Below are 18,042 nucleotides of genomic sequence, written 5' to 3' on the forward strand. Positions count from 1 at the left end.
GCTCTTCATGTCCACCTCAGAAGAAACAAGTCGTTCCATGACCAACAAGACCGTCGTCGTCACCGGGATCGGTGCGATCACCCCTCTCGCCGCGACTGCCTCGGAGACCTGGGACGCCCTGCTCGAGGGCAAGTCCGGCATCACCAGGCTCGAAGACCCTCGCTACGCCGAGCTCGACATCCCCGTCGAGTTCGCGGGCCAGGCCCGGAAGTTCATCACCGACCAGCTCACCCGCCCGGAGACGAAGCGGTTCGACCCGTCGTCGCAGCTCTCGCTCATCGCCGCGCGCGAAGCCTGGGCCGACGCCGGCATCGACAACGAGACCGTCGTCCCCGAGCGTCTCATCGTCGACTGGGCGACCGGCATCGGCGGCGTGAACACCCTGCTCGACGCATGGGACACCCTGCGCGAGAAGGGCCCGCGCCGCGTCCTCCCGATGACCGTGCCGATGCTCATGGCGAACGGTCCGGCAGCGGCCATCGAGATGGAGTTCGGTGCCCGCGGCGGTGCTCGGACGTACCTCTCCGCATGTGCCTCGTCCACCGAGTCCCTCGCCGAGGCGTACCGGCACGTGGCCACGGGTGAAGCCGACATCGTCATCGCCGGTGGTGCCGAAGCAGCGCTCCACCCGATGCCGCTCGCGTCCTTCGCCGCGATGCAGGCGCTCTCGCGTCGGAACGACTCCCCCGAGACCGCCTCGCGTCCGTACGACGTCACGCGCGACGGCTTCGTGCTCGCGGACGGCGCCGCCGCCCTCATCCTCGAGACGAAGGAGCACGCCGAGGCCCGCGGCGCGAAGATCTACGCCGAGGTCGCCGGCGCCGGCATCACGTCAGACGCATTCCACATCACCGCTCCGGACCCCGAGGGCAGCGCGGCCGCCCGTGCGGTCCTGACGGCACTCGAGCACGCCGGTGCCTCGCGCGACGACGTCGCGCACGTCAACGCGCACGCCACGTCGACCCCGGTCGGCGACATCGCCGAGTACCACGCCATGCGTCGCGTGTTCGGTGACCACCTCGACTCCGTCGTCGTCTCGGCGACCAAGGCGTCCACCGGGCACCTGCTCGGTGGTGCCGGTGCGATCGAGGCGATGTTCACCGTCCTCGCGCTGCACAACCGGGTCGCGCCGCCGACGATCAACCTCACCGAGCAGGACCCGGAGATCGTGATGGACGTCGCGACGGCTCCGCGCGAGCTGCCGGCGGGCGACCTGCTCGCGGTCAGCAACTCGTTCGGCTTCGGCGGCCACAACGCCGTCGTCGCGTTCCGCACGGCCTGACACCGATCAGCCAGGAGGCCCGTCTCGCGTCTGCGGGGCGGGCCTCCGTCGTCCTGTGGTCGCGTCCACATCGCGAAAGCGACAGTTCCCCGCCGGTGATCGGCGGGGAACTGTCGCTTTCGCAGAGGTGTCGGAGTCCTGGAGCGCCGGACTGACGCCGTGGCGGGGTCAGCCCACGCGGTGGAGCCAGACGACCGGGTTGCCCTCGGCAGCGTGGCGGAACGGCTCGAGTTCGTCGTCCCAGGCCTGGCCGAGCGCCAGTCGGAGTTCACGGTGCAGTTCGAGGGCGTTGCTGCCGGCGACCTCCATCGCGTAGCGCACGCGGTCCTCGGGGATCACCATGTTGCCCGTGACGTCGGTCTGCGCGTAGAAGACGCCGAGGTCGGGTGTGTGCATCCACCGGCCGCCGTCGGACGCCTCGGTGGGCTCCTCGGTGACCTCGTAGCGGAGGTGCTCCCAGCCCCGCAGCGCAGAGGCGATAGCGGCACCGGTACCGACCTGCCCGGTCCACGTGTACTCGGTACGCCGGGAGCCGTCCTGCGCGGGCTGGTCCAGCCAGGAGAAGTTCACGGCACGACTCATCGCGCGACCTGCTGCCCATTCGACATGGGGGCAGAGCGCGCGCGGGGAGGAGTGCACGTAGAGCACTCCTGACGCAGTCCCGGTCATGATTCCTCCGATCATCAGGTGCGACTTCCCCATCGACCTGCGGAGGATCCGGTGACCAGAGCCATCGATATCCGATTGTGATGTCCTTGCGGACACGCCCATTATGCAGCGTCGCCGCTGGGAACGGCAAGGACGCGGGCCGGATCCGCCCGTGTCCGAGCCCGGATCAGTGGAAGACGGCACCATCCCGATCGATCGGGTGCCGCTCCCCCGCCGTCACCAGGACCGACAGGCGGTTCTCCGGCGGCGGGATCGGGCAGGCGTACTGGTACGAGAACGCGCACGGTGGCAGCACCAGTTCGTTCCAGTCGAGCTCGACGTCTGCGGCGGCGCCCGGGTCGGAGACGAACAGGAACCGCCCCATCGAGTAGCTGCTGTGGCCGTCGTCCTCGGGGAGCGCACTCGTCGCGTCCTGGACGATGAGCTGCAGCCGCGCCGCTCCCCCCAACGGTGCCGACCGGACCGCGACGAGCGTGACGGCCACGCCACCCACGGTCGTCGACACGGTGCCGGCGACCACCAACGGATCGCCGGCGGCGTCGAGGACGTCACCACGAGCCTCCAGGCCGGCCACGTCCCGCGCCGGCGTGAAGCGGCCGGAACCGATCCAGTCGTCGGACCGTGGGAACCGGTCGATCGCGGCGAAGCGGGCGATCGCCTCCGATGCCGGGTCCCACACGCGGAGGGTGCGTCCGGCGACGGTCCCGGCGAACCCCTCCGGGAAGGCGACCGTCGACGGGACGACCGCCTCGTCACCTGCGACGAGGACCGTTCCGTCGACCGGGACGCCGTCGACGACCACACCGTCACCCGCGGCAGCGGTCACGGTGAGTCCGCCGACCGACGGTGCCCACGTGCCGGGCACGGGCCAGACGGCCTGCGGGTGATCGACCCGCTGCGCGTTCACCAGGGCCAGCGGGCCTCGCGGACCGACCGCCCAGCGCTCACGCGCGGAGGAGGTCATGCCTGCTCCTGCCTCGGGTAGATGACCTTCTGCACGATGATGATCACCGATGCGGCGATCGGCACGGCGACGAGGGCGCCGAGGACTCCACCGATCGTGGCTCCGGCGACCGCGGCGATGACGACGAGCGCGCCGGGGACCTGCACGGCGCGGGACATGATGCGCGGGGAGATCACGTACGACTCCACCTGCATGTACACGAGGTAGTAGATCGCGGCGGCCAGCGCGGTCGCCGGCGAGGCGAAGAAGCAGAGCAGCGAGATCACGATCGCCGCGCCGAGCGTCCCGACGAGCGGGATCAGGGACCCCATGAACGCGAACGTGGCCAGCAGCACCGGGAGCGGCGCGCCGATGATGAGCAGGAACACCAGGCTGAGGATCCCGTTGATCGCTGCCTGCGAGATCTGGCCGACGACGTAGCGACCGACCGAGGACGTCACCTCTTCGCTGACGTCGACGAAGTTCTGGCGACGCGAGGCCGGCACGAAGCGGTACAGCATGCTCTTCATGCTCCGCATCGACGCCAGGAAGTAGAGCATCAGGATGAGCACGATGAGCACGCCGGTCAGCCCGGACAGGATGCCGGTGCCGACCGCGAGGATCCCGCCCCCGAGACTCAGCAGGTTGCCCGGGTCCTCGGCGAAGGACTGGACCGACTGCAGCGCGTGCGTCAGGTCGAACGAGCCGGCGAGCTGCTTCGACAGGTTCTGCACCCAGTCCTGCTTGGAGATGTCCTCGACGATCTCCGGGAAGTTGTGCACCAGGTTCGTCGCCTGGTTGACGACGATCGGTACGACGGCGAACACGATGCCCACGAACGCCCCGAGCACCACGACGACGACCGCCAGGATCGCGGCCCACCGTGGGATGTAGCGCTCGAGGAACGTGACGAGCGGGTCGAGGCCGAGGGCGATGAACAGCGCGACGCCGATGTAGACGAGGACGGTCGACAGCTGGCCGATGAGGGCGCCGGCGAGCAGCGCGACGAGGACGCCGATGCCGCCCATGAACCCGATGCGGAACGCGTTGACGCGCACGCCGGTGCCCGACCGGGACGCCTCGAACGTCACGTTCGGGGTCGGGCGGGGCGTCTGGTCGTCGTCGTTGTTCCGCTTGCGTGTGGGGAGGTGCACGTGGGGCGGGCCCGCCTTTCGAATCGTCTTGAACCCGCGGTGGGTTGCGACTGCGTGGGGCGGGCCGGTGTCTCGGAGCTTCTTGAACCCGCGCTTCGTTGCGACTACGTGGGGCGGGCGGGACTCGAACCCGCGATCGTTCCGTTATGAGCAGACTGCCTTGACCAGCTTGGCTACCGCCCCTCGTCGGGAGCCTAGGCCACCGGCTCCCCACGATACAGCGACTCGAACGTCGCGAGCGTGCGGTTGATGTCGTGCGCCTCGATCATGGCCAGACTGCGCTCTCGGAGACGGATGTAGTCCTCGTCCGAGGCCGTCAGGACCTTCGCGAGCTTGTCGGCGAGGTCGCGCTCGTCACCGGGCTCGAACAGGTACCCGTTGCCGTCGACCAGGTGCGGCAGCGCCATCGAGTTCGCGACGACGACCGGCAGACCGGACGCCATCGCCTCGAGCGAGGCGATGCTCTGCAGCTCGGCCGTGGACGGCATCGCGAAGACCGTGGCGTTCGTCAGGGTGCGGAACTTCACCTCGTCGGAGACGAACCCGAGGAACGTCACCCGGTCCTCGATCCCGAGCTCCTTCGACAGCGCGGTCAGCTTCGGGATCATCTCGCCGTCACCGACGATCGTGATGCGCGCGCCGAGCTCGGCTGGGAGCAGCGGCAGCGCCCGGAACAGGACGTCGAGGTTCTTCTCCGGGGCGACGCGGCCGACGAAGACGATCTCGTTGTTCGCCGGACGGCCTTCCCGCGCGACGTACCGCGAGGCGTCGATGCCGCACGAGATCGCGAGCACGCGCTGTCCGGCGATGGCTTCGCGGAGGTAGTCGGCGGCGAGGTTCGTCGGCGTCGTGATGGCGTCGGCGAGCCGGTAGGTGCGGGCGGCGTCGTTCCACGCGATCTTCAGCGCGATCGGCAGCGTGAAGCGACCGAAGGGCGTGTACTCGAGGAGGTTCTCGGGCATGAAGTGGTTCGTCGCGATGATCCGGATGCCCCGGTCGTGTGCTTCCCGGGCGACGCCGCGGCCGACGATGATGTGCGACTGGATGTGCAGCACGTCGGGCTTGATCGCATCGATGATGGGGGCGGTGTGCTTCCGGACGCTCCAGGGCCACGCGAAGCGCAGCCAGGCGTGCAGCGGCCACTTGTACGATTTGAGCCGGTGCACGACGAGGGTGACCCCGCGGTGTTCCTCGTCGAAGGTGCCGTGGTGCCGGCCCGCGGCCGGGGCGATGATGTGGACCTCGTGGCCGCGCTCGGCGAGGCCGACGGCGAGCTGCTCCGTGAAGGTGGCAGCGCCGTTGACGTCCGGTGAGAAGGTGTCTGCGGCGATGAGGATGCGCAGTGGGCGTCCGGTGGGGGTGGCGTCTCCTGACACGGTGGGCGTCGTCCTCTCCTGGGCCTGCATCCGGCGGGTCGCTGGTCCGACGTGCCGGCGTTGGTCTGGGCCTGAAACGCTACCGTACGCCGATGCCCGGCCGCGTCAGCCGCGCGGTGGACGGGGTGCCCGCCTCCAGGGGGACGGCGTCGGTCAGCGTCTGGCTTCCGGGTGGTACTTCGCGAGCATGAAGACACCGGTCACCGCGATCGCTGCGGCGACGACGAACCCGACGACGGCGAACGCCGGTGCGCCGGCGGCCTCGTCGAGGACGATCACGCCGATGCCGACCGCGACGATCGGGTCCACCACGGTCAGGCCGGCGATGACCAGGTCCGCCGACCCCGCCGAGTAGGCGTTCTGCACGAAGTACCCGCCGAGGGATGCCGCGACGATGACGCCGATGATCGCCAGGACGGTGAGCCAGTCGAACGTGTGGTTGACGAACCGGTTCAGGGTGACCTTCGCCAGGGTCGCCACGAACCCGTAGAGCACCCCGGCGCCGATGATGTAGTAGAGCGCGCTCTTGTGCTTCGCGACGACGCGGAACGACACGAGGACGAGCACGAGGACCACCGCGAGGATGATCAGCACGGTCACGAGCTGGGCGCGGGTGATCGGGCTCTCGTGCCCGACGAACGCCGCGATCGCGACGAACAGGCCGACGCCGATGATGCACGTCCACACCGCGCGCCGCGCCGGTCGCCCGAGGGGGACCCCGGAGGACCGCGACGAGAACCAGGTCGTGATGACGAGCGCCACGGCGCCGAGCGGCTGGACGACGATGAGCGGCGCGTAGGTGATGCTGATCAGCTGCAGGACCACCGCGACACCGAGCATGATCGTGCCGAGCACCCAGTACCCGCTCGAGATCAGCCCGAGGATGTGCCGGACGCTCAGGCCCTTCGACTGCTTGCCGAGGCGCGCTTCGACCCGCTTGACCCCGCGTGCCTGGAACTGGGCACCGAGCGACAGGAAGACCGCTCCGATGAGCGCGACCGGGATCATGAGCGCCTGGAACGGGGTGAGGTTGTTCACCGCGTCCGGGAGCTGGAGGTCCGTCGTCACGCGTCGAGGCTATCCGACCGCTCCCGATAACCTGGGTGAATGGCCGTTCTCCCCATCCGGATCACCGGTGAACCCGTCCTGCACGTCCGCGCCGAGGAGGTAACCGTCTTCGACGACGACCTGCGCTCCCTGGTGGCGGACATGTTCGAGACGATGGACCTGGCGCCCGGTGTGGGGCTCGCCGGCCCGCAGGTCGGTGTCGGCAAGCGGCTCTTCGTGTACGCATGGACCGATGATGACGGCGTGCTCTGGCGCGGCGCAGCGGTGAACCCCGTTCTGTGGATCACGCCGGCGGTGCCCGAGTCGGTGGAGGAACTGGACGAGGACGAGGAGTCCGAGGGCTGCCTCTCCATCCCCGGCGATCGGTTCCCGCTGCGCCGGAGCGAGGGTGCCCTGCTGCGCGCGGTCGACGAGCACGGCGAACCGTTCGAGATCGAGGCGCACGGCTGGCTCGCGCGCATCTTCCAGCACGAGTACGACCACCTCGACGGCGTGCTCTACGCGGACCGCCTCGTCCACCCGTACGCCAAGCAGTCCCAGAAGTCCGTCAAGAAGCAGAGCTGGGGCGGACCGGGCAAGTCCTGGCTGCCCGGCCGCGACCACCCGGAGGGCTGACGGAGCGTCGAACCCGGCCTGGAGGCTCGGCTCAGCCCCGGTACGCCGCGATCGCGTCGCGCAGGTGGTCCATCTCCGGATGCCCCGGGCAGTAGATCGCGAGCCCTGCGGCCGTCCGTGCCTCGGCAGCCGACTCGATCGGGGTCGTCCACGGGGCCGTCCCGGACACTGCGCAGGTCGCCGCCAGTTGCTCGATCGTCGACTCCCCCGCCGCGGCGTCCACCGCGTCCTGCTGCTGCGCCGACGCCTCGGTCCCCGTGATGCGCTGCGCCCGGCAGTCGGTCCGCCCGGCTTCCCAGACCGCCGAGTAGGTCGTGAACGTCTCCGTGCGGCCAGGCACCCCATCGTCCCGGCAGACGAACGCGAACACCATCGGTGCCGTGCCCGATGCCGGGACCGAAGACGACGGCGTGCTGTCGACGGAGTCGTCCGGCTCGGACTCGGCTCCCGCAGTACACGCAGCGACCCCGCCCATGACCACGCCCGCGACCACGAGGCAGCATGCCGCGCGGACGGTTCGACGGAGGAGGTGCACCTGTGAACGCTAACAGCATCCACCCCGGCGCCCGCCGTGAAGGATCGGCACAATGCGCGGGAAAACGAGAAGGCCCCCACCGCGGACGGTGAGGGCCTGACGCTCCCCGAGTTGGACTCGAACCAACAACCTGCCGGTTAACAGCCGGCTGCTCTGCCAATTGAGCTATCGAGGATCAGTCGTCGTCCCGGGTGACCCGGTCTGAACAACGGGTAACAGCATAGCAGGACAACGGACGCTCCCCGCGCATCCGGCACGCACCCCGGGCGCGCCGCGCGTCAGTACCCGGCGACCGGGTCCACGACGCCGACGAAGCCGGATCCCGACTCCGCGAGGAACGCCTCCACGTTCGCCCGCACCCGCTCCGCGAGCAACGGCGCCACCATCTCGGGCGTGTCCGCCTGGTGCGGCGTGATGATCGCGCCCGGCGTCTCCCACAGCGGGTGACCGTCCGGAAGGGGCTCCGGGTCGGTCACGTCGACACCGGCGCCGGCGATCTCCCCGGCACGGAGGGCGTCGACGAGCGCGTCCGTGTCGACGAGTCCGCCGCGGGCGATGTTCACGAGCCGCGCGGTCGGCTTCATGCGCGCGAACTGCGCCGCGCCGAAGAGCTTCGCGGTGCCGGAGGTCATCGCCGCGGCGATCATCACGACGTCGGCAGACGGCAGGACGTCGTCGAGGTCGTCGGTCGTCACCGTGCGGGACGCACCCGGCACCGGGGAGGTCGACCGGCGGACGACCGTCACGTCCACGTCGAAGGGTGCGAGCAGCCGCATGTACTCCAACGCGATGCCGCCCGCGCCGATGACGAGCACGTTCCGGCCGTACAGGGACACCCCCTCTGGTTCGGTCGCCCACGACGTCGCCCGGGCCCGCGCGGGCAGGACGCGCAGCGTCGCGAGCGTCAGCGCGAGGGCGTGCTCGGCGACGGGCTCCGCGTAGGCCCCCTTGGCCGAGGTGAAGAGCACGCGGTCCCCGTGCGCGGAGATCAGGTGCGCGAACGCGTCGACCCCGGCGAACGGCAGCTGCACCCAGGTGACGCCGGGCGCGGAGTCCAGCGCGGACTCGAGGCCGGAGGGGTCACGCGGGTCGAGCCACACGATCCCACGCGTGTCGCCGTCGAGCGCGGCGACGGTGCCACCGGCGTCGGACACGGCCGACACGTGGAGATCGGCCGGCGAGGGCAGGATCGCGATCGGACCGGACGTCGGCGGTGGCACCGGCAGCGGCGCTCCCGAGTCGGTCAGCACTGCGCGGTGGCCACGTGACGTCACGCGTTCTCCTGTCGGTCGGTACGGGGGCCGGTGCCGGCGGTCGCCGGACGGCGTGGAGCGGACGAGCGGCGCGGCGCACCAGCGGCACCGCCGGCGGGTCGACGCTTCACCGGCCGGGCAGCGGTCGCGGCGAGGGTCTTCACGTAGGGATCCACGGGGCTGTCGAGGACCTCGTCGAACGTCCCGAGCCCGACCAGGCGTCCCTCGTTCATGACGGCGACGCGATCGGCCAGGGCGCGGGCCTCACGGAGGTCGCTCGACACGACCACGGCGGAGAACTGGCGACCCTGCTGGAGGTTCGCCAGGGCCTCGAGCACGGATTGGCGGACGAGGACGTCGACGCCGCGGGCGGGCTCGTCGGCGACGAGGAGCTGCGGTTCGAGGACGAGCGCCTGCGCGAGTGCGACCCGTTGGCGCTGCCCGCTGGAGAGCTCCCACGTGTTGAGCCGCATCACGCCGAGCGGCAGGTGCACGGCGTCGACGAGCCGCGCGACGATGAGTCCGGCTTCCTTGCGATCGAAGCGACGGTCACGGGCGTAGATCGGTTCGGCGATGGCCTCGCCGACGGTGAGGTCGGGGCTCAGGCGGTCCGCGGCGTCCTGCGAGAGGTACCCGATCCGCCCGGTCAGCCGGGCGAGCCGGCGCGACGAGGCCCGGAGCCCGCGGGTCTTCTGCCCGAGGACGGTGAGCTCGCCGCCGACGATGTGCCGACGCTGCGCACCCTCGCCCTCGCCACGGGCGCCGAACTGGCCGGCGACCGCCGCCGCGAACGTCGACTTGCCCGAGCCCGACTCCCCCAGGAGCGCCAGGATCTCGCCGCTGCGGACCGTCAGGCTGACGCCGTCGACCGCCCGGATCGGTCGGGCGCCTGGCACCCGGTACTCGATGGACACGTCGTCCGCGACGACCGCCGGTCCGTTGACCCCGATCATGGAACCCCTCCCGCGCCGCCCCCTGGGGGCGCAGCGCGGACGGAACGCGTCCGCGCGTCGTACGTGGTGCAGTGGAGCCGACCGCCCTGGAGGCTCGACCAGCGTCGACGACGCAGGCCGGGCCTCCAGGGATGGCCGGTCCGTCGGGTCAGGACCCGACGTGCTCCAGTTGCTCCAGCGTACGCCGTCGCTCGGCCTGCTCGGCCGGGTCAGGTACCGGCAACGACGCCAGCAGGCGCTGCGTGTAGGGGTGCTGCGGTGCGCCGAGGACCTCTGCCGTCGTGCCGGTCTCGACCAGGTCGCCGCGGTACAGCACCGCGATCCGGTCGGACAGCGCGCCGACGACCGCGAGGTCGTGGCTGATGAACAGCGAGGCGAAGCCGAAGTCCTGCTGCAGCTCGAGGAAGAGCTCCAGCACACGGGCCTGCACCGACACATCGAGCGCACTCGTGGGCTCGTCGGCGATGAGCAGCTTCGGCCGGAGCGCGAGCGACCGGGCGAGCGATGCACGCTGGCGCTGCCCACCGGAGAGCTCGTGCGGGTAGCGGTCGCCGTACGCCGCGGGGAGCTGCACGGCCTCCATCAGCTCGTCGACCTGCTTGCGCGCCGCCCGCGGTGACGACGCGACGCCGTGCACGATGAGCGGTTCGGCGACGCACTCGGCGATCGTCAGCAGCGGGTTGAACGACGTCGCCGGGTCCTGGAACACGAACCCGATGTCCTTCCGGACCGGCTTGAAGTCGCGCTCCTTGAACCCGAGCATCTCGTGTCCGAGCACCTCGAGCGACCCGCCCGTCACCCGCGTGAGACCGGCGATCGCCCGTCCGATGGTGGTCTTGCCGGAGCCGGACTCCCCCACCAGGCCGAGGACCTCGCCCGGACGGATCGCCAGGTCGACGCCCTTGACCGCCTTGAACGCGTGCGAGCCGAGTCGTCCTGGGTACTCGATCTCGAGCCCCTTCGCCTCGACGACCGGTGCGACGTCCTCGGTGATGATCGCCCGGCGCGCAGCGCCGGTCGACGCCTCGAGCCGGGGCACCGCGGCGAGCAGCCGCTTCGTGTAGTCGGCCTGCGGGTTCCCGAACAGCTCCGCGACCGGCGCCTCCTCGACGATCTCGCCCTGGTACATCACGGCGACGCGGTCGGCCAGGTCGGCCACGACGCCCATGTTGTGGGTGATGATGACGATCGCCGCGCCGAACTCGTCGCGGCAGCGGCGGAGCAGGTCGAGGATCTCGGCCTGCACCGTGACGTCGAGCGCCGTCGTCGGCTCGTCGGCGATGATCACGCTCGGCTCGAGCGCCAGCGCACTCGCGATGACGACCCGCTGCTTCTGACCGCCGGAGAACTGGTGCGGGTAGTGGTCCACGCGGACCTCAGGGTCCGGGATGCCGACCCGACGGAGGTAGTCGATCGCCTTCGCGCGGGCCTCCTTCTTCGAGACACCACCGTGGGCGCGGAGGCCCTCGGCGATCTGCCACCCGACGGTGAAGACCGGGTTCAGTGCGGTCGACGGTTCCTGAAACACCATCGCACCGGCGGTCCCGCGGAGCTCACGGAGCTTCTGCGCGCCGACGGACACGACGTCGGTGCCGTCGAGCATCACCGCCCCGCCGAGCGTCGCCGTCTCCGGCATCAGCCGCAGCATGCTGCGGGCGGTCACCGACTTGCCGGAGCCGGACTCGCCGACCAGGGCGAGGACCTCGCCGGGTCGGACGTCGATGCTGACGCCCTTGACCGCGTCGACGGCGCCGCCGTCTGTTGCGAAGGTGACGGTGAGGTCGTCGACGACGACGACCGGTTCCTTCCGTTCGGACTGGAGGCTGTTGGTCGCGTCGGTCATGCTGCTGCCCCTTCCGCTGCTGTCGCCTTGTCACGCGTGGAGACCAGCTGCTTCAGCCGCCGGCGCGCTCGCAGGCGGGGATCGGAGATGTCGTTGAGGCTCTCGCCGACGAACGTGACGCCGAGCACCAGCACCACGATCGCGACACCCGGGTAGACGCCGGTCCACCAGACGCCGGACGCCACGTCGGAGAGCGCGCGACTGAGGTCGTAGCCCCACTCGGCGCCGGCGGTCGGACCGATGCCGAACCCGAGGAACCCGAGGCCGGCGAGCGTCAGGATCGCGTCGGACGCGTTGAGGGTCAGGATCAGCGGCAGCGACCGGGTCGAGTTGCGGAGCACGTGGCGCGTCATGATGCGCCACGGGTTCGTGCCCATCACGCGGGCGGACTCGACGAACGCGTCGTTCTTCAGCCGGACGGCCTCTGCTCGGACCACGCGGAAGTACTGCGGGACGTAGACGACAGTGATCGAGATCGCCGCGGCCGTGATGCCGCCGTAGTAGCTCGAGTTGCCGCCGGAGACCACGATCGAGACGACGATCGCGAGCAGCAGGGACGGGAACGCGTAGATCGCGTCGGCGACGACGACCAGGATGCGGTCGAGCCATCCGCCGATGTAGCCGGAGACCATGCCGAGCAGCACGCCGACGATGATCGAGACGACCACCGCGACGATGACGACGAGCACCGCGGTGCGGGCGCCGAACACGACGCGGCTGAACACGTCGAAGCCGCCGACCGTGGTGCCCCAGATGTGCTCGGCGCTCGGGGCACCGGTGCGGGGGAAGTTCGCCCCGTCAGCACCCTGCAGCTGGCCGAAGCCGTACGGGGCGATGAGTGGTGCGAACACCGCGACGAGGAGGTACAGGGCGCAGATGACGACGCCCGTGATGAGCATGGCGCGCTGCCATCCGGTGCTCCTGCGGAGCTGGACGACGATGGGGAGGCGCTTCCAGAGCGGCTCGTGGCGGTCGACGAGGGACGCATCGGTCATCGTCAGAACCTCACTCTCGGGTCGATCAGGGCCGCGACGACGTCCACGATGAAGTTCGTCACCGCGACGATCACCGCGAGCATCGCGACGATGCCCTGGACCGCGACGAAGTCACGGGCCGACAGGTACTGGTTGAGCTCGAAGCCGAGGCCGCGCCAGCCGAACGTCGTCTCGGTGAGCACCGAGCCGCCGAGGAGCATCGCGATCTGCAGGCCCATCACCGTGATGATCGGCACCAGGGCCGGGCGGAACGCGTGCGTCCGGACGAGTCGGGACTCGCGGACACCGCGGGAGCGGGCCGCATCGACGTACTCGGAGCCGAGCGAGCCGATCATGTTCGCGCGCACCAGGCGCAGGAAGATGCCTGCGGTGAGGAGGCCGAGCGTCAGCGCGGGCAGCACGGCGTGCAGCAGCACGTCGCCGATGATCTGGCCGTTGCCGGTGCGGAGCGCGTCGATGATGTAGATGCCGGTCGCACCGGGGACCTGGTCGAGCGCGAGCTCCACTCTTGTCGACGCCCGGTCGCTGAGGGGCAACCAGCCGAGCCACACCGAGAAGACGAGCTTCATGAGGAGACCGCCGAAGAACACCGGTGTCGCGTAGGTGAGGATCGCGAGCGCGCGGAGCAGCACGTCCGGCCACTTGTCACGGAGGTACGCCGCGAGCATGCCGAGCGGGATGCCGAGGACGAGCGCGACGATGAGCGCGTAGAACACGAGCTCCGCGGTCGCACCGCCGTACGTGACGATGATCTCGGTGATCGGACGGTGGTCGGTCGCGGTCGTGCCGAAGTCGCCACGGGCGATGTTGCCGAGGTACTCGAGGTACTGGACGATCACCGGTCGGTCGTAGCCGGCGGCGTGCAGGCGCTCCTGCAGCTGCGCCTGGGTCAGCCGGCCGCCGACGGACGCGACGATCGGGTTCCCGATGATGCGCATCAGGAAGAACACGAGCGTCACCAGGATGAAGACGGTCGGGAAGATCAGGAGGAATCTGACGAGGACGTACCGCCCGATGCCACCGCCGGACTTGGCACTGCGTTGTGCCGCCGGCTTCGTGGGCTCGGTGTCGATCGCCTCTGGGGTCGTGAGGGTCACTGGGTGGGTGCCTTTCGGGTCCTGTGTGTGGACCGGTGGTCCTGCGCGGCCGAAGGGGGCGTTCCGGCCTGCGGAACGCCCCCTCCGGGGTGGTGCTTACTTGCTCAGCGTTGCGTAGCGGAACTTGAACGACGCGTCGAGCTTCAGGCCCTTGACGTCCTTCGACGCGACCGCGACGGACTTGCCCTGCAGGAGCGGCAGCGTCGAGATCTGCGTCGCCTCGCGCTCCTGCGCCTGCTCGATCAGGTCAGCGCGCTTGGCCGGGTCGGACTCGGCCTGCTCCTTCGCGATGAGGTCCTGGATCGTCGGGTCGTCGTAGTGGTTCTGCACGAAGTTGTCCTTCGTGAAGAACGGCGACAGGTAGTTGTCGGCGTCCGAGAAGTCCGGGAACCAGCCGAGCTGGTACTCCGGGTAGGAGTCCTTCGTGCGCTCCTGGGCGTACGTCGTGTAGACCGTCGACTGGATGTTCACGGTGAACAGGCCCGACTTCTCGAGCTGCGTCTTCAGCAGGGCGTACTCGTCGTCCGACGCCGAACCGTAGTGGTCGGGCGCGTACTGGATGTCGAGCTGGATCTTGCCGTCGACACCGGCGTCGGCGAGGGTCTTCTTCGCCTTGTCCACGTCCGGCGCGCCGTTGCCGTCGCCGTACATCGACTTGAACGGCGTCGCAGCACCGGTGAGGCCGTCGGGCACCATCGAGTACAGCGGCGTGTACGTGTTGTTGTAGACCTCCTTGGCGAGCGCGTCGCGGTCGACGACGTCCGCCACGGCCTGCCGCACGGCGAGGGCCTTCGCCTCGTCGGAGTCGGACTGGCCGGTCCCGAAGGGCTGCGACTTGAAGTTGAAGACCAGGTAGCGGATCTCACCGCCGGGGCCGTCGGTGACCGTGAGCTTGTCGTCCTTGCGGAGCGACGCGATGTCGGTCGGCGTCAGCGAGCGGTACGCCACGTCGACGTCGCCCTTCTGCACGGCGAGCTTGAGGTCGGTCTCCTTCGTGTAGTAGTTGGCCGTCACCTCGTCCGTCTTCGCCTTGCCGAGCAGCCCGTCGTACTTGGGGTTGGCCTTGTACTGGATGAGCTGGTTTTCCTTGTACGAGGTGATCTCGTACTGCCCGGCGAACGCCTTGCCCTTGACGATGTCCGCGGCGGGGGTGAGCTTGTCCGCCGAGAAGACGTCCTCGTCGACGATCGGACCGGCGGGGCTCGAGAGCACCTGCGGCCAGGTCTGGTCGGCGTGGTCCAGGTGGAACACCACGGTCGTGGCGTTCGGCGTGTCGATGCTCTTGAGGTTCGCGAGCAGCGACTGCGGGCCGTTCTCGTTGTTGATCTTCAGTTCACGGTTGAACGAGAACTTCACGTCGCTCGAGGTGAGCTTGTTGCCGTTCGCGAACTCGAGCCCCTTCTTGAGCGTGACCGTGTAGGTCGTCGGGTCCGTGAACTCGCCCTTGGTCGCGATGTCCGGCTTGACGTCCGGGCTGCCGACCGGGGTGTTCATCAGGAACGGGAACACCTGGTTCTGCACGGCGAACGAGCCGTTGTCGTAGGAGCCCGCCGGGTCGAGCGACGTGATCGAGTCGGTCGTGCCGATGATCAGGCCGTTCAGGTCGGTGGACGAGCCGCTGCCGCCGCCCGCGCAGCCGGTCAGCACCAGCGCCGTCGCTGCTGCTCCCGCGCCGAGCGCGATCGTGCGCTTGCCCCACGTGGCTGTGCGCTTCTTGAACACGGATGCCATGTCCGATGCCTCTCTGCTGTTGGTTGCAGGAGCCCCTGGGTCGGTGGTGGAACCGCTGTGTACCGGCCCGGGACACTCATTGAGAGACACCCTGCCATGGAACTTCTTCCGGCGGGGCCGCTTTTTTTACACCGCTGTAACGCAGGAGTGCTGCGCATGCCGCATCATCCGGCCGTCACGCGCGGCGCGCCGCGCACGAAAGTTGCGCACCACAACACGACCGCGCGCGGCCGAGTGACGCGCACGGAACGACCGACGTGCACGGGACGAGCGACGTGCACGGGACGAGCGACGTGCACGGGACGAGCGGTCACGACACCCCGCACGCACCTCGCCGACGGGTCACAGCACGACCGGTCACGACACCCCGCACGCACCTCGCCGACCGGTCACGGGTCGTCGCTGCACGTGCGCACGACCAACGGATCGAGACCGGTCGGCGAACATGAGCGGGGTGTCGTGACCACTCGTCGGGCGTGGGACCAGGAGCACGAGGCACCGGACGACGAGGACCAGAAGCACGAGGCACCGGACGACGAGGACCAGGAGCACGAGGCACAGGACACGGCAGCAGGGCGTGGAGCCCAGGACGGCGGGTCAGGCGGGGTCGGCGTCGGCGCGGAGTCGCATGCGCTGCGCGTCGATGTCGACGAGCTGGCGCTGGATCTCGCCGCGACGATCGGCGTTCTCGTTCGGATCGGCGCGCTGGAGCTGCCCGAGCAGTGACGCCTTGCGCGCGAGCAGGTCCCGCTCGACCAGGGCCACGACGATCCCCCGGCAGTAGATCGCCAGGTCCTCGTCGTTGCGGGCGGGGATCGGCGCGAGCGCGAGCTCCGACACGAGTCCCCTGACCGGGGCGGGCACGTCGGCGGTCAGGCGGTCCAGCCAGTCCGACCGTCCGAGCGAGTCGACGTTGGCGACGACGGCGTCACGGACGACGGCGAGCATCGGCGCGGAGAACGTCGCGGCGGCCGCCAGCCCGAGCAGGGGTGCACCCACCGACGTCGGCTGCTGCACCATCGCCATCACGGCGTCGCGCTCCATGCGGGTGATCGGGTCGTTCGGGAGCGACCGGATCCCGGCGACGGGCTCGTCGAGCGGGGCGACCATCTGACCACCGGGGCCGGCCTGGCCGACGGGCACGGACGACGATCGGGAACGAGCACCATCGACCGCGCGACGGACGTCGCCCATCTCCATCCCGAGCCACCCGGCGAGCTCGCGGACGTAGCCCTGCGTCAACGAACGGTCCCGGATGCCGGCGAGGACCGGTGCCGCGGAACGGAGCGCAGCGACCCGCCCCTCCACCGTCTCGAGGTCGTGCCCGTCGAGCGTGCGCCGGATCATGAACTCGAACATCGGCCGCTTGTTCGTGACGAGCCGCCGGATCGCGTCGTCGCCCCTGGCCAGCCGGAGGTCGCACGGGTCGAGCCCACCTGGTGCCACCGCGACGTAGGTCTGCGCAGCGAACCGCTGTTCCTCGGCGAAGGCGCGGGATGCCGCCCGCTGCCCGGCTTCGTCCGGGTCGAACGTGAAGACGACCTCCCCGTTGGCGTTCGGGTCGGCGCCGCTGACGTCGCCGAGCATCGGACGCAGCACCTTGATGTGGTCGACGCCGAACGAGGTGCCGCACGTGGCGACGGCGGTCGTCACCCCGGCGAGGTGGCAGGCCATGACGTCGGTGTAGCCCTCGACGATGACGACCTGCTTCTGTTTCGAGATGTCGCGCCGGGCGAGGTCGAGCCCGTAGAGCACCTGGCTCTTGTGGTAGATCGGCGTCTCGGGGGTGTTGAGGTACTTCGGGCCCTTGTCGTCGTCGAGGAGCCGACGGGCGCCGAACCCGATCGTGGCACCCGTGACGTCGCGGATCGGCCACATCAGGCGCCCGCGGAACCGGTCGTACGGTGAACGGTCCCCTTGACCGACGAGCCCGGCGGAGATGAGCTCTTCCATCGTGAAGCCGCGGCCCTTGAGGTGGTCCTTGAGCGCGTCGTAGGACTTCGGCGCGAACCCGACGCCGAAGTGCTGTGCGGCGGACGGGTCGAAGCCGCGCTCTCCCAGGAACCGGCGTGCTGGATCCGCCTGCGGGGAGGTGAGCTGGGCGACGTAGAACTGCTGCGCCGCTTCGTTCGCCGCGATCAACCGTGCGCGCGTGTTGTAGTCGGTCCGCGGCCCGTCGCCCTCTTCGTAGTGGAGGGTGAAGCCGATCTTGGCCGCCATCCGCTCGACCGCTTCGGAGAACGTGGTGTGGTCCTGCTTCATGATGAAGCTGAAGACGTCGCCGTCCTCCCCGCACCCGAAGCAGTGGTAGCGACCGACCTGTGGGCGGACGTGGAAGGACGGAGAGCGCTCGTCGTGGAACGGGCAGAGGCCCTTCAAGGACCCGACTCCAGCGGACTTGAGCGTGACGTAGTCGCCGACGACGTCGGCGATGTTCACGCGTGCGCGGACCTCGTCGATGTCGTTCCGCGCGATGAGTCCAGCCACCCCTCGATCCTAGTTCGCCGGACCGACCGCGCCGACCGCTC

At 69.8% G+C, this 18,042-nt stretch carries 15 protein-coding genes and 2 tRNA genes; 2 read left to right on the plus strand and 15 right to left on the minus strand.

What is annotated here, in order from left to right:
• Positions 1 to 37: 37 nt before the first annotated feature.
• Positions 38 to 1,282 (plus strand): beta-ketoacyl-[acyl-carrier-protein] synthase family protein, encoded by a 1,245-nt coding sequence (locus tag ACEN9V_RS03395; protein WP_281264268.1) that lies wholly within the window; start codon positions 38 to 40, stop codon positions 1,280 to 1,282.
• 168 nt (positions 1,283 to 1,450) lie between these two features.
• On the opposite strand, the gene ACEN9V_RS03400 is transcribed toward ACEN9V_RS03395, so the two are convergent.
• The 6 genes from ACEN9V_RS03400 to ACEN9V_RS03425 form a co-directional block, all read right to left on the minus strand.
• Positions 1,451 to 1,951, minus strand: coding sequence for a DUF3145 domain-containing protein (locus ACEN9V_RS03400; protein WP_281264267.1), 501 nt, complete (start codon positions 1,949 to 1,951; stop codon positions 1,451 to 1,453).
• A 166-nt stretch (positions 1,952 to 2,117) separates the two neighbouring features.
• Positions 2,118 to 2,915 carry a DUF1684 domain-containing protein gene (locus ACEN9V_RS03405; protein ID WP_413602141.1) on the minus strand — a complete coding sequence of 266 codons (798 nt, stop codon included), beginning with the start codon at positions 2,913 to 2,915 and terminating at the stop codon, positions 2,118 to 2,120.
• Positions 2,912 to 4,048 (minus strand): AI-2E family transporter, encoded by a 1,137-nt coding sequence (locus ACEN9V_RS03410; RefSeq protein ID WP_281264265.1) that lies wholly within the window; start codon positions 4,046 to 4,048, stop codon positions 2,912 to 2,914. The genes ACEN9V_RS03405 and ACEN9V_RS03410 overlap by 4 nt, the downstream gene beginning before the upstream one ends.
• A gap of 109 nt (positions 4,049 to 4,157) precedes the next feature.
• Positions 4,158 to 4,231 (minus strand) — tRNA-Ile (locus ACEN9V_RS03415).
• A gap of 11 nt (positions 4,232 to 4,242) precedes the next feature.
• On the minus strand, positions 4,243 to 5,424 hold the full coding sequence (locus tag ACEN9V_RS03420; RefSeq protein WP_413602142.1) for a glycosyltransferase: 1,182 nt from the start codon (positions 5,422 to 5,424) through the stop codon (positions 4,243 to 4,245).
• A 153-nt stretch (positions 5,425 to 5,577) separates the two neighbouring features.
• Positions 5,578 to 6,492 (minus strand): DMT family transporter, encoded by a 915-nt coding sequence (locus ACEN9V_RS03425; RefSeq protein WP_281264263.1) that lies wholly within the window; start codon positions 6,490 to 6,492, stop codon positions 5,578 to 5,580.
• Between the two features lie 39 nt (positions 6,493 to 6,531).
• On the opposite strand from ACEN9V_RS03425, the gene def reads away from it, so the two are divergent.
• On the plus strand, positions 6,532 to 7,107 hold the full coding sequence (gene def / locus ACEN9V_RS03430) for a peptide deformylase (RefSeq protein ID WP_413602143.1): 576 nt from the start codon (positions 6,532 to 6,534) through the stop codon (positions 7,105 to 7,107).
• Between the two features lie 31 nt (positions 7,108 to 7,138).
• Here def and ACEN9V_RS03435 read toward each other — a convergent pair whose 3' ends face one another.
• The 9 genes from ACEN9V_RS03435 to dnaG all read right to left on the minus strand — a co-directional run bounded on the left by ACEN9V_RS03435 (position 7,139) and on the right by dnaG (position 18,001).
• Entirely contained in the window at positions 7,139 to 7,642 is a 504-nt protein-coding gene (locus tag ACEN9V_RS03435) for a hypothetical protein (RefSeq protein WP_413602144.1), read from the minus strand.
• Positions 7,643 to 7,744: 102 nt separating this feature from the next.
• Positions 7,745 to 7,817, minus strand: a tRNA-Asn gene (locus tag ACEN9V_RS03440).
• A gap of 103 nt (positions 7,818 to 7,920) precedes the next feature.
• Complete coding sequence (locus tag ACEN9V_RS03445; protein WP_413602145.1) at positions 7,921 to 8,916, minus strand: D-isomer specific 2-hydroxyacid dehydrogenase family protein; 996 nt, start codon at positions 8,914 to 8,916, stop codon at positions 7,921 to 7,923.
• Positions 8,913 to 9,848, minus strand: coding sequence for an ATP-binding cassette domain-containing protein (locus tag ACEN9V_RS03450; RefSeq protein ID WP_413602146.1), 936 nt, complete (start codon positions 9,846 to 9,848; stop codon positions 8,913 to 8,915). Before ACEN9V_RS03450 ends, ACEN9V_RS03445 begins: the two co-directional genes overlap by 4 nt.
• Positions 9,849 to 9,996: 148 nt before the next feature.
• Positions 9,997 to 11,691: an ABC transporter ATP-binding protein gene (locus tag ACEN9V_RS03455; protein WP_413602147.1), complete on the minus strand. Its 1,695-nt coding sequence runs from the start codon at positions 11,689 to 11,691 to the stop codon at positions 9,997 to 9,999.
• Entirely contained in the window at positions 11,688 to 12,686 is a 999-nt protein-coding gene (locus ACEN9V_RS03460; protein WP_413602148.1) for an ABC transporter permease, read from the minus strand. Before ACEN9V_RS03460 ends, ACEN9V_RS03455 begins: the two co-directional genes overlap by 4 nt.
• A 2-nt stretch (positions 12,687 to 12,688) precedes the next feature.
• Entirely contained in the window at positions 12,689 to 13,759 is a 1,071-nt protein-coding gene (locus tag ACEN9V_RS03465) for an ABC transporter permease (protein ID WP_413603032.1), read from the minus strand.
• A gap of 120 nt (positions 13,760 to 13,879) precedes the next feature.
• Positions 13,880 to 15,514, minus strand: coding sequence for an ABC transporter substrate-binding protein (locus tag ACEN9V_RS03470; RefSeq protein ID WP_402728492.1), 1,635 nt, complete (start codon positions 15,512 to 15,514; stop codon positions 13,880 to 13,882).
• 597 nt (positions 15,515 to 16,111) lie between these two features.
• Positions 16,112 to 18,001: a DNA primase gene (gene dnaG, locus ACEN9V_RS03475; protein ID WP_413602149.1), complete on the minus strand. Its 1,890-nt coding sequence runs from the start codon at positions 17,999 to 18,001 to the stop codon at positions 16,112 to 16,114.
• Between the last annotated feature and the right edge of the window lie 41 nt (positions 18,002 to 18,042).

Origin of the sequence: Curtobacterium sp. Curtsp57, from assembly GCF_047324335.1 — a bacterium.
Taxonomy (GTDB): Bacteria; Actinomycetota; Actinomycetes; order Actinomycetales; family Microbacteriaceae; genus Curtobacterium.

Excerpts from the sequence above, each read along its gene's own strand:
- def (WP_413602143.1), top strand. The coding sequence starts at position 6,532 with ATGGCCGTTCTCCCCATCCGGATCACCGGTGAACCCGTCCTGCACGTC.
- ACEN9V_RS03470 (WP_402728492.1), bottom strand. The coding sequence starts at position 15,514 with ATGGCATCCGTGTTCAAGAAGCGCACAGCCACGTGGGGCAAGCGCACG.
- ACEN9V_RS03455 (WP_413602147.1), bottom strand. The coding sequence starts at position 11,691 with ATGACCGACGCGACCAACAGCCTCCAGTCCGAACGGAAGGAACCGGTC.
- ACEN9V_RS03400 (WP_281264267.1), bottom strand. The coding sequence starts at position 1,951 with ATGACCGGGACTGCGTCAGGAGTGCTCTACGTGCACTCCTCCCCGCGC.
- ACEN9V_RS03450 (WP_413602146.1), bottom strand. The coding sequence starts at position 9,848 with ATGATCGGGGTCAACGGACCGGCGGTCGTCGCGGACGACGTGTCCATC.
- ACEN9V_RS03395 (WP_281264268.1), top strand. The coding sequence starts at position 38 with ATGACCAACAAGACCGTCGTCGTCACCGGGATCGGTGCGATCACCCCT.
- ACEN9V_RS03405 (WP_413602141.1), bottom strand. The coding sequence starts at position 2,915 with ATGACCTCCTCCGCGCGTGAGCGCTGGGCGGTCGGTCCGCGAGGCCCG.
- ACEN9V_RS03460 (WP_413602148.1), bottom strand. The coding sequence starts at position 12,686 with ATGACCGATGCGTCCCTCGTCGACCGCCACGAGCCGCTCTGGAAGCGC.